The 13,279-nt window shown below is 39.4% G+C and carries 4 protein-coding genes; 2 read left to right on the top strand and 2 right to left on the bottom strand.

What is annotated here, in order from left to right:
* Positions 1-61 precede the first annotated feature (61 nt).
* Both H6G48_RS20465 and H6G48_RS20460 read left to right on the top strand, forming a co-directional pair.
* Positions 62-625 carry a Uma2 family endonuclease gene (locus tag H6G48_RS20465; RefSeq protein ID WP_190723015.1) on the top strand — a complete coding sequence of 188 codons (564 nt, stop codon included), beginning with the start codon at positions 62-64 and terminating at the stop codon, positions 623-625.
* Between the two features lie 243 nt (positions 626-868).
* Positions 869-2,920 (top strand): FAD-dependent oxidoreductase, encoded by a 2,052-nt coding sequence (locus tag H6G48_RS20460; protein WP_190723014.1) that lies wholly within the window; start codon positions 869-871, stop codon positions 2,918-2,920.
* A 93-nt stretch (positions 2,921-3,013) separates the two neighbouring features.
* On the opposite strand, the gene H6G48_RS20455 is transcribed toward H6G48_RS20460, so the two are convergent.
* Together H6G48_RS20455 and H6G48_RS20450 are read right to left on the bottom strand one after the other, a co-directional pair.
* Positions 3,014-6,889, bottom strand: a complete 3,876-nt coding sequence (locus tag H6G48_RS20455; RefSeq protein WP_190723013.1) for a non-ribosomal peptide synthetase — start codon at positions 6,887-6,889, stop codon at positions 3,014-3,016.
* Positions 6,886-13,266 (bottom strand): non-ribosomal peptide synthetase, encoded by a 6,381-nt coding sequence (locus H6G48_RS20450; protein WP_190723012.1) that lies wholly within the window; start codon positions 13,264-13,266, stop codon positions 6,886-6,888. Before H6G48_RS20450 ends, H6G48_RS20455 begins: the two co-directional genes overlap by 4 nt.
* Positions 13,267-13,279: the final 13 nt, after the last annotated feature.

Here is a 13,279-nt window from a genome sequence, read left to right as displayed (position 1 = left end):
TCACTCTTAAGATAAATGCGATGAGTTATCTTGTATAAAGCAGCAAGAAGGAGAAGCGATTATGGAAACTGTAGTGTTAAATCTAGAGACAGTTAATTTGACTGATGAACAATTTTATCATCTCTGTCAGGCTAATCAAACATGGAATTTAGAACGTAATCAAAAAGGAGAATTATTAATTATGCCTCCCGTGGGTGGAAATACTGGTAAACAAGAAGCTAATTTGATTGTTAAAGTTGGGGTATGGAACGAGCAAACTCAAATTGGTGAGGTGTTTAGTTCTTCGACAATTTTTCGTTTACCAAATGGAGGATATCGTTCTCCTGATGTTGCTTGGATAAAACGGGAGAGATGGGAAGCTTTGAGCGCAGAAGAGCGAGAAAAGTTCCCGCCTTTGTGTCCCGATTTTGTGATTGAATTACGTTCTCGTACCGATTCTTTAACCTCTTTACGCGACAAGATGAGTGAATATTTAGCCAGTGGTTTACGTTTAGGTTGGTTGATTAATCCTCAACAGCAGCAGGTGGAAATCTACCGACTAAATAGCGATGGGGAAATTATTAATTTACCTGCTATTTTATCCGGGGAAGATGTGTTACCCGGGTTTGTTTTGAATTTAACTTAGCAAGGATGACAGGGAATAACAAAGGGAATGAGACAGAATCAGGATATCTCTATTGTGTCAAAACATTTCCGGAAAAGCGATCGATTGTCAGCTTGGCGATGTATAATCTCTCAAAAGCCAGCATCAAGCTACAAAGTTCTCAATATTGTCCAAAAAAACAATCAGGATTTCAGGAACAGATGCTCTGGCTTCTTCTTCAAAGAAAGAGGAAACTCTCAGTCACAACATTGATATTTGTCAATAATGTCCCCTAAAATTTTCAATCATCACTTTACTCCCCTCAAATCCCTCTCTCTGGGATTATTTCTCCTACAAGCTTTCACTCCCCTTACCCTAGCTGCCCCCCCGCGAGAACTGGATAAAACCGTCGGCTGTGATATTCTGGTGGTGGGTGGTGGTTTAGCCGGTGCCGGTGCGGCCTACGAAGCTTTATTATTAGGAAAAACCGTCTGTTTAACCGAGATTACCGACTGGGTGGGGGGACAGATATCTTCTCAGGGAACCTCCGCATTAGATGAAAGACGGACACAAAGAGAAAAATTATTTTTCCCGAAAGGTTATCTAGAATTTAGGGAAAGAATTAGAAAGCATTACGGGAAACGCAACCCCGGAGAATGTTGGGTAAGCGGGTCTTGTTTTTTGCCTTTTGATGGACATAAATTATTATTTCAACAGTTAGAAGACGCTGCCAAAAAAGGCAAAGGAACTCTGAAATGGTTTCCCTCCACGGTAGTCAAAGAATTAAATATTGAAACTTTACCCAATCGCGGTACTGGTCAACAGATTACCGGTGTAATTGCTATTCAACATAGTCCCGCAAAAGGTACTCCTCCCCTAAATACCGAGTTTTTATCGCAAAAAATGGAGGATATCTATCGCTACGAAAATTCTCCCCGTTTTGATAAGAAAATCCTCCGTTTTGTCCCCAAATCCTCCCAACCGAATCAATTAGCAGATTGGTATGTGATTGAAGCGACCGAAACCGGGGAAATAATCGGATTATCAGATATTCCCTACCGTTTAGGTGTCGATAAGCGCAGTTATCTCGAACCTTCTTCCTCTAGCGTCACTGGAGACCCCTACTGTACCCAAGGCTTTACCTATACCTTCGCCATGGAGGAAACAGAAAAACCACAAACCCACGAGAAACCCGTTTATTATGAACGCTATGCCCCCTATTTTAGCTATGAATTGCCGCGATTAGCCGATTTTGACCTAGTTTTCACCTATCGTCGTATTTGGAGTCCGCAACTGGGTAAAGAGAAAACCTTTGGGGGAATTACTTTTACCGAACCCGTCCCGGGGGATATTTCCATGCAGAATTGGACCTGGGGAAATGATTACCGTCCGGGGACTGCGAAGGATAACTTTATCTACACCCGTGAACAGTTGCAAAAGTTAGGACAGTTATCTCCGGGGGGATGGATGGGAGGATTACGCACCGAAACCCTCGCGAGGGGCGAAGAACACGCCATTTCCTACTATTATTGGTTAGTAGAAGGGACCACCGATTCCCAGTTAGGGGACGGGGTAAAAGTTCCCCATTTGAATAACCGTTATCTCTCCGGTTTTGATTCTCCCATGGGAACTGCCCACGGTTTGTCAAAATATCCCTATATTCGGGAAGCAAGACGGATTATCGGTCGTCCTTCCCTGACTTACCCCGCTGGTTTTACCGTCACAGAAATCGATATTTCCCGACAAAATTTTCAAAGCGATTTCTATCGTCAAAATCTTTCTCCGGCAGAATATCGGCGCTTAATTGCCACCTTGGCAGGATTAGAGGGATTTTCCGTACTTGATGGCACATTATCCCCCGATCAGGCCGTTAAACGCAAGCGATCGACTATTTACCCCGATTCCGTCGGTATCGGTCACTATGCGATTGATTTTCATCCCTGCATGACAGAACATCCCCCCGAAAAACCGGGTAATACAGAAAAAGCAGGAGAAAGACGGGGACAGGGCCAAGCTTATCCTTTTGAGATTCCTTTAAGGGCTATAATTCCCCAAAAAATCGATAATTTACTGATAGCGGGCAAAAGTATCGCCCTTAGTCATATTGCTGCGGCTGCCTATCGTGTCCATTCCTTCGAGTGGTCCTCTGGGGTAGCTGCTGGCATCACGGCAGTGTATGCTTTAGATAATAATGTACTGCCCTATCAATTAGTAGAAAGTGATTTTCTCATCGGCAATCAACAATTGCGAGAATTACGGCAAAAAATCGCTGCTAGTGGTAATCCAACTGTGTTCCCCGATGCCTCAATTTTCCGGTCGATGGATGATTGGTATTAATTAGGGTTTGCTGAAAAAACTTTTTCAGCAGACCCTAGGTACTGCTCATCCATGTCTCTCAGATTGCCCGATTTCGTCCCCCCCCCTCAACGGTTACGACTGTTTTGGGTTGAGAATACTATTAATAATCAGAGCGTTTTTTGGAAGATAAGGAGGATCAATCATTTCACGATGAATACCAGTGGCATAATGATTGATTCTTTCTCCTTTTGTTGCTTGTGTCCAATCATCTTGAGCTTCATAGTTTCCCTCAGCACGAATCAAATGAATGGTCCCTTGAATTTGTACATTTTTTAAGTCAGAATTCCAAAGAAAATTAAAGTATTCCCACACTTGATGATAAGTGCGATCACGGAGTTTTTGATTTTCTAAAAAGTAACCTCTTAATTCCTGACGTTTGGGATTTAATAAGAAAGCATCAACCCCTTCTTGAATCTCTGACATATCAGCTTTTTTAGCCTCACGTCCTCCTCTGTAAGTATCCAGTAAAATGACATCAGAAACAACTCTCCCTCGACTTTCTAATTGTTGCGCCATTAACATCGCTAAAAATCCGCCGGCGGAATGTCCCATTAATTTTATATCTTGATTCTGAGCCAAATCCTCAATTAATTCAGCGTATTTTTTTAACATTAATTCATCGCTAATATACCGGAAAGTATAAATAGCATAATTCCTTAGATACTCTGCTAAATTGGCATAAGCAGCAGCGAAACCAAGGGCGGGTGGAAATAAAAAGACGGCCTTTTCTTGCTCCTTATTAAACACCACATACGGGCGTTCTTTCGGTTGAATATTCATCTCCTGAGCATAGATAATATAATCGCTTAATTCGGCGACTGTTGGCTTTTCATAAATCATTGATAAAGGAATTTCTATGGCCATTTTTTCATAAATTAAAGCCATAAGATTCATAGCTTGTAAGGAATGACCCCCCAACTCAAAGAAGTTATCATTAACCCCTATCTTGCCAGCTTGTAGAAGTTGTTGCCAAAGGCTTACTAAGATAGTTTCCGTTGAATTGCGGGGGGCTAAATAGGGTGATTCAACTAGAGAAGTTTCATCCGGTATAGGCAATTTATGAACGTCTATTTTCCCATTAGGATTTAAGGGAAAATCCGACAACATGGCAAAGGCAGAAGGGATCATGTAAACGGGTAATTTCTGCTGTAAGAAACGACGCAAATCTTGGGAAGTTAATAAAGTATCTTTTCTGATTACATAAGCAACTAACCGTTGATTATATAAGGTATCTTCCCGCATAATCACAACAGCCTGTTCAACGTTAGGATGAGTTTCTAAAACCGTCTGAATTTCTCCTAATTCAATGCGGAAACCTCTCAGCTTAACTTGATTGTCAATCCGCCCTAAATATTCAATGTTTCCATCAGGAAGATAGCGAGCTAAATCTCCCGTTTTATATAATTTCCCCTGAGCAAAAGGATGAGGAATAAATTTTTCAGCCGTTAATTCAGATTGGTTGAGATATCCACGCGCTAAACCCATTCCACCAATATGTAATTCTCCAGCAACACCAATAGGAACTGGTTGGAGATAACTATCGAGAATATAAACTTGGGCATTAGCAATGGGACGTCCAATAGGAATTAACTGGGAATTTGGCTGACAGCACCAGACAGTAGCATCAACGGCGGCTTCTGTTGGTCCATAAGCGTTATATAATTCACAGTTTAACTGCTGAAAAAATCGTTGATTGAGTTCATAAGATAAGGCTTCTCCCCCGGCAATTACTCGTTTTAAACAGTGACAATCTTTGAGCTTAGGATGTTGCAGAAAAACTCGCAATATTGAGGGAACACAAGTGAAACAAGTTACTTGTTCTTGCACAATTAAATCTATTAAATAATCTATATCTTTATACCCGTCAGGTTTAGCCACGACTAGGGTAGCACCAGATGTTAAAGATGAGAAAACTTCCCAAACTGAAACATCAAAACTAAAGGGAGTAATTTGGAGAATGCGATCTTCAGAGTTAAGATTATAATTGTCAATATTGTATTTTAGAGTATTGCAAATTCCTTGATGAATATTCATCACACCTTTAGGTTTTCCCGTTGAACCCGAAGTGTATATAACATAAGCTAAATTTTCTGGTTTAACTGGAGAGGTCAAATTCTCTTGACTATAATTAGCTATCTTTAACCAATCTGTATCTAAACACAGTATTTCGGCTTGATTTTCGGGCAGAGATTGAACTAAAGATTGCTGAGTTAACAACAGAGAAATCGCCGAATCAGATATCATATAATCCAAGCGCTCAGGGGGATAATTAGGATCCAAAGGAACATAAGCTCCCCCAGCTTTCATAATTCCCAATATTCCGATGATCATCTCAAAAGAACGCTCAATAAAAATCCCCACTAAAACTTCTGAAGTTACGCCTTTTTCTTGTAAATAGTGACCGACTTGATTAGCTCGACTATTTAACTCTCGATAGGTCAATTTTTTGCCCTCAAAAATAAGAGCTATTGCCTCGGAATTATCTCTAACTTTTTCTTCAAATAAATGGTGCAGACACTGTTGAGAATAAGCGACTTCGGTTTGATTCCACTCTATTAGTAATTGATGCCGTTCTTCAGGGGTTAATAAATTAATCTCAGATAATTTACAATCGGGATTCTGAATTACACTTTCAATAATTTGTAAAAAGTGACCGTTCATTCTGGCGATAGTTTCAGGCAAAAATAAATCTGGCTCATATTCAATAGCTAATGTAAGATTATGACTATCTTCAAAGAAGCTCCAAGTCATATCAAATTGAGCCATGCGTGGTTTTAAGGGATAGGGTTGATGTTCCAAACCAGGAATTTTTAAGACGGTTTTGCTTTCTTTACCCAGTAAAGAAAACATGACATCAAATAAGGGATTTCTGGACAAATCACGTTCTAAATTGAGAGCGGATACTAATTTATCAAAAGGATAATCACGATATTCATAGGCATCAAGACAGGTGTTAGTTACTTCCCCTAAGACTTGCTTAAAAGTTACTCCCTCTGGTAATAAAGATCTCAAAGCCAAGGTGTTAACATAAAACCCGATCTGGTTTTCTAAATCAGGATGATTTCGTGCTGAAATAGGGATACCAACTACTAAATCACGCTGGCCGGTGTGGCGGTAGAGTAATATTTTAAAGAAGGTCAGTAGGGTAATAAATAGAGTCGTCTGATTTCCAGTTGCAAAGGTTTGTAATTGTTGGCTAAGACTCTCACTAAATTGATAAGTGTAGGAAGCCGCTTGAGAAGATTTTACTTGAGGTCGAGGGAAGTCTATCGGTAAGTTTAAGATAGGGGGATGTTCGGTAAAAACCTCACACCAATACTCATGTTGTTCTCTAACTTCTTCACTTTCTAACCACTGATTTTGCCATGCCGCATAATCTTTATACTGTAGAGTAAGAGGGGGTAATTCAGCTTTTTTTTGTTGACTATAAGCAGAGTATAATGTAAAGAACTCTTGAAAGATAATATCAAGTGATTGTGCATCTCCAATAATATGATGGACAGTCAAACCAAAGATAAATTCTTCTGACTTAATCTGCACCAATAAGACCCGAATAAGGGGCAACTTTTCTAAACTAAAAGGTAAATTTGCCGACTCTTGAATTAAATCATCTGCCAAGAGTTCAGCATCTTTTTCTGCTCTTAAATCTTTAAAAATGATTAACTGTTCTGTGGGTATTTGCTCATGAATAACTTGCTTAATATTGCCCCCAACACTGGTAAAAGTGGTTCTGAGAATTTCATGACGGTTCACCAGTTCTTGAAAGGCTGCTGTTAATATAGAAACATCTAACTTGCCATTAATTCTCATGGCAAGCCTAATATTATAAGCACTAGAAGATTCGCTGATATGCTGCAAAATCCAAAGCCTTCTTTGACCGTGAGAGACTTGGTAATATTTTTGTTTTTCCAGTGGGTTAATTGAGTCAGATTGTGGTAAGTTGATCATCGTTTTTGTCGGGATTGAATTAATACAGCTTGTTCTTTTAAAGTATTATGGGTAAAAATTTCCCGTAATCGGAGGGAAACCCCAAATTGATTACGGATTTGTGACACTAAGCGCATCGCCTTTAGACTGTTTCCTCCTAGTTCAAAAAATGACTGATTACTGTTACTAACTTCTGCTTCTAATAACTCACCCCAAAGGGAAGCTAATAAAGCTTCTTGTGGATTAAAATCTGGGACTTGGTTAGTTGAGTCAGTAATATTTTCTTCGGGTTTTGGCAAAGCTAGACGATGAATTTTTCCATTGGGTAACAAGGGAAAAGCTTCTAACCGCATTAAAAAGCTAGGCTGCATATAAATCGGTAAGAGTTGCTTTAATTTACCTCGAATATATTCCTGATGAACTGTATCCTCTGCTTGATAATAAGCAATTACGGTTACTAATTCCTCCTTTTTATTAGCCATAACTAAGGCTTTTTCTACTCCCTCAATCCCACTGAGGACATCTTCAATCTCTCCTAATTCAATCCGTACCCCATTTAATTTAATTTGATTGTCACTGCGTCCTATTACTTCTAAAGTTAGATCAGGAAGCAGTCTGCCTAAGTCTCCAGTACGATAAACTATATCCCTCCCCCCATTCAAAGGATTAGGCACAAAAACTGAATGAGTTAAGCTTTCATCTTGATAATAACCTTTGGTTAAATAGGGGGATTTAACGAACACTTCTCCTACTTCTCCTATTGCCCTGGCGCGATTTCCATCAACCACTGCATAAGCGGCATCTGGCAAAGTTTGACCACCCGGAACCCGTTCATAGGGAATATTATTAGGGTTAGGAATTCGATAAAAATGCTTAACAAATGTAGTTTCACTTGCCCCATAAATATTCACAAATTCTGTCTGAGAGCCAAAAATTTGATGCCATTCAGCCAGTTCTTTCACAAATAAAGGCTCTCCTCCTAAGACAAAAATTCGCAAACTTTTCAGGAGATTATGTGCATTAACTAAACCACGCCCCATCTTTAAAAATAGACGCATTACCGAGGGGACAGTGTGTAGTAAGTTAATTTTCCATTCTCCTATTCGCAGTAATAAAAGCTCTAAGTCTTCTCGCTCTGTACTCTCTGGAATATACAGAGTTCCCCCTGAGCATAAAGTCACACAGGTTTCCCTCAAATAAGCATCAAAATTAATTTGAGCAATTTGTAAACAGCGCCAACTTTCATTAATGCCAAATTCCCGTTTTTCCCAATCAATGAAATGACGTAAGCTGCCGTGACTGCCTAAAATTGCTTTAGGTTCACCGGTTGAGCCAGAAGTAAACATAATATAATTAGAATCATCAGCATCCGGCATAGCTAGAAGGGGTTGCAGTTTGCTTAATTGGCAAGGAAACTCTTGATAATCCATGCCATTCCACTGATGATATTGCTGAATTTTATGAGCCTTAACCACTAAGATATGAGGCGGTTTTTCTAATGCGGATAGTTGGGGTTTAATCCCCTCTAAATTCTCAGCCGCAACTAAGATAATTTCGGGGCTAGTTTTAATCATCATGCGTTGCCGGCGCTCCTCTGGTTCATCTAAACGTAAAGGTAAATAGATTCCTCCAGCTTTAAATACTGCCAGCATAGCGATTAACTGACGATAATCTCCCTCTAGGAGAACACCACAAACCTTGTCTTTTTCCACGCCTAATTCTTTTAAGGCATAAGCCCAAAAGTTAGTTAGTTCATGTAATTCTTGATAGCTAAATTTACCCCCAGGATAAATTATCGATGTTTTCTCTGGTTTGGCTGCAACTTGGTCAATAAAATCATGGATAATAGTACGGGTTTCTAAGCGAGGAATAGGATTGATAAAATTGGCAATAAAAGCGGTTTCTGCTGCCGATAACAAAGAAATGTCTTTGACTGGTTGGGCGGGGTTAGATAGCATTTCATTCAAGAGTTTATCGAAGTGAATGAGACATTTTTTCATCCTCTCCTCTTGGAATAAGTCGGTGTTATAAATTAGCTCTAATCTGAGTTTTTCCTGATCTTCACTAAACACAAAAGATAGATCAAACTTACTGGTCGGGGTCAGGGAATCTAGAGATTTTATTTGTATATTTTCCAAGCCTACAGGTTGATCAAAATTTTGCAGAAGGACTAATATATCAAACAAGGGAGTGCGGTTAATTTCTCTAGAAACAGCTAATTTTTCTACTAAAATATCAAAGGGATAATCGGAATGTTCTAAGGCTTCGGTAACGGTTTGACGAACCTTTGCGAGTAGATTTTTGTAGCCTTTTTCGGGTTCAATTTGGTCACGAATAACTAAGGTATTGAGAAATAAACCGATTAGAGATTGCAGTTGAGGATGGCTTCTGGTGGCGATTTCTGTACCAATAGTAATATCATGTTGACCACTGTAGCGATACAGTAATATTTTGACAGCCGCTACCAATGCCATGAATAGGGTGATTTCGTTTTCTTGACAAATTTTTCTTAATTTAGAAATCGTTTCTCGGTCAAATGTCCAGCTTAAATGAGAACCCTTAAACGTCTTTATTTGGGGACGTTTAAAGTCTGTCGGTAAGTGAACTCTGGTCAGTTGTCCATTGTCCAGTTTTTGCCGCCAGTAATCTAGGTTTTTGGGATTATTTTCGCTTCTTAAAAGATTATTTTGCCATCCTGCATAATCTTTATATTGTATCGGCAATGGCTCTATACTAGGCTGTAATCCTTTGGCTAAATCAGAGTAGTATTGTAAGCATTCTTTAGCTAACAAACTCATTGACCAACCATCACAGATAATATGATGAATTTCTAACTCTAAAATATATTCATTCGGAGATAGTTTATAAATCTTAGAGCGCACCAGGGGACTTTTCTCTAAGTCAAACGGTTTTCTCTCTTTTGCAATCGTTTCTAGGATTTCTTCATCAGGTTTATTTGTCCAGTCTTTAAATTCCCAATCAAAAGGACGATTTTGCAGGATTTTCTGTTGTGGTTCACCGTTAATTAAAATGAAAGATGTCCGCAGGGATTCATGACGGGAAATCAATAATTGTATGGCTTTTTCAAAGACATCTGGGCTAAAATCTCCTGCTATTTTGAGAGTGGAAACAATATGATAAGCTACATTATTGAGATCCATCTGTTGCAAGACATAGAAACGTCTCTGAGCATGGGATGTTTCGTAGGTTTCCTGTGCAGATACAAGGGGAATAGTGGCTACCGTCAGAGGGGTAACAGTGCTTAATAATGCTGCTTGTTCAGCAATGGTAGGATGAGCAAATACTTGTTTAATAGGCAAAGATTGACCTAACTTTTCCTGAATTTTACTCACTAGAGAAATAGCTTTTAAGCTATGTCCTCCTAACTCAAAGAAGTTGTCACTAACCCCTATTTTGGATACCTGAAGAACATCTTGCCAAATCTGAGCTAAGAGGCTTTCTTTTTCATTTCTTGGGGCTATATAAGCAGATTCAATAATTGATGTCTCATCGGGGATAGGTAATTTTTTCCTGTCTATCTTGCCATTGTTATTTAAGGGAAAATCCGACAACATTACAAAGGCAGAAGGGACCATATAAGCGGGGAGTTGCTGCTGTAAGAAACGACGCAGATCCTGAGGAGTTAATAAAGAATTTTTTCTGATTACATAAGCAACTAACCGTTGATTATATAAGGTATCTTCCCGCATAATCACAACAGTTTGTTCAACGTTGGGATGAGTTTCTAAAACCGTCTGAATTTCTCCTAATTCAATGCGTAAACCTCTCAGCTTAACTTGATTATCAATCCGCCCTAAATATTCAATATTGCCCTCAGGAAGATAGCGAGCTAAATCTCCGGTTTTATATAATTTCCCCTCAGCAAAAGGGTTAGAAATAAATTTTTCTTGAGTTAATTCCAGACGATTGAGATATCCACGCGCTAAACCCATTCCACCAATATGTAATTCTCCAGCAACACCAATAGGAACCGGTTGGAGATAACTGTCGAGAATGTAAATCTGGGCATTAGCAATGGGAGTTCCAATAGAAATTTGGGAATTTGGCTGACAGCACCAGATAGTAGTCTCAACCGCTACTTCTGTTGGTCCATAAGCGTTATATAATTCACAGTTTAACTGCTGAAAAAATCGTTGATTGAGTTCATAAGATAAGGCTTCTCCCCCGACAATTACTCGTTTTAAACAGTGGCAATATTTGCTCTTGGGATGTTGCAGAAAAACTCGCAATATTGAGGGAACACAAGTGAAATAAGTTACTTGTTCTTGCACAATTAAATCTATTAAATAATCTATATCTTTATACCCGTCAGGTTTAGCCACGACTAGAGAAGCACCAGATATTAAAGACGAAAAAATTTCCCAGACTGAACCATCAAAACTCAAGGAAATAATTTGGAGAATGCGGTCTTCAGAGGTAATATTATAATGACCAATAGTATATGTCAGAGTATTACAAATTCCTCTATGAATATTCATCACGCCTTTGGGTTTTCCCGTTGAACCTGATGTATAAATAACATAGGCTAAATTCTCAGGAGTCGTTAGATTGAAGGGATTTTCTGGACTATAGGTAGCTATCTTTTCCCAATCCCTATCTAAACACAGTAACTCGGCCTCAGTTTGGGGAAGAAAATCCCCTAAAGATTCCTGAGTTAACACCAAAGAAACCCCCGAATCTGAGAGGATATCCCCCAAGCGCTCGGTAGGATAATCCGGAGCTAAAGGTACATAAGCTCCCCCGGCTTTTAATATCCCTAATAAACCGATGACCATCTCTAGGGAACGCTCCATAAAAATCCCGACCAAACTTTCTGGACCTACACCCTTATCTCGTAAACAGTGAGCTAACTGATTGCCCCGGTTATTTAACTGTTGATAGGTTAATTTTTGTCCTTCAAAAATAACCGCTATTCCCTGCGGATTCTGTGCAACTTGTTCCTCAAATAATTGATGTAAAGACTTATCTAAAGGATAATCTGCCTCGGTATTGTTCCACTCTACTAATAACTGATGTTGCTCTTGTGTTGTCAATATAGGTAATTGTGTTACCCGTTGCCGAGTATCAGTAACAATCCCTGTTAAAATAGTCTGTAAATGTGCTGCCATCCGTTCAATCGTATCCTGAGTAAAACGGCTAGTATCATAGACTAACTGAATCAGTAACTCCTCTTTAGGAATAGCAACCACCGTCAAAGGATAATTAGTTTCCTCAAAATTCTCCACATCCTTAACCCTTAAGGATTGACGAGAATCTCTCGATAACGCTTCTCTAGGATAATTCTCAAAAACGACCAAACTCTCAAACAGGGGAACCCCCGGTGGAATATCACTTAATCTCTGTATTTCAGCCAGAGAAACATAAGCATAATCCTGAATTTCTGCTTGCTTTTGCTGTAATTCCTGTAACCAAGATAGCAATAAATCTGATTCTCTGATGGAGACTCGCAGCGGCAATGTATTAATAAATAATCCTACCCTATGTTCTACCCCTGATAAATCATGAGGGCGACCAGAAACCGTAACCCCAAATAAAACTTCTGACTCCCCACTATAGCGACTGAGAAGAATCGCCCAAGCGGCCTGTACTAGAGTAGATAAGGTCAGATTATGCTTTTGCGCCAAAGATTGCAGGTCTTTGGAGTGAGAAGCCGATAAATGACAGTTATACTCTTTATAAGTCGGCTTACCTTCAGATTTCATTAACTGGAGTCTGTCCACCCTCAGGGGGGTGGGAGTCATAAACCCTTCAAGAGTTCGCTGCCAAAAACTCTCAGCAATAGATGGGTTTTGCTGCTGTAACCAAACAATATAATCTTGATAAGGACGCGGCAAAGGAAGATGATAACTTTTCCCTTGAATACCTGCCTCATAAAACCCTAAAACTTCTTGATAAATAATAGGCATACTCCAACCATCCAGAATAATATGATGATGATTGCAGAGGAATTTATAAGTTTGGTCCGATAGTTGAATCATCAAGCAGCGCATCAAAGGAGCAACTTTGAGTTCAAACCCTTGTTGACGCTCTGTTTGTAACAATAAATCTAAACGTTGTTGTTGCTCTGTGGGGGAAAGATTGCGCCAATCTTGATAATCCCAAGGCAAATCAACCTTTTTTCGCACAATTTGCAGAGGGTTTTCCCGTTTTTCCCAAAGAAATAGAGTCCTTAATACCGAGTGACGCTCTACAACTTTTTCCCACGCTTGCCTAAAAACTGCAAGGTTAATTTCTCCCTCCAGAGTAATTAGAGTTTGACTACAATAAATCCCTGAATCAGGAGTATAAAGACTATGAAAGAGCATCCCTTCCTGCATGGGGGAAAGAGGATAAATAGACTCCACATTTTTGGCGGGTTGATTTTTTGTGTCTGCCATGAAAGATTCTCCT

Source organism: Microcystis flos-aquae FACHB-1344 (assembly GCF_014698375.1).
Taxonomy (GTDB): domain Bacteria; phylum Cyanobacteriota; class Cyanobacteriia; order Cyanobacteriales; family Microcystaceae; genus Microcystis; species Microcystis aeruginosa.
This window is presented reverse-complemented; position numbering and strand designations above follow the sequence as displayed.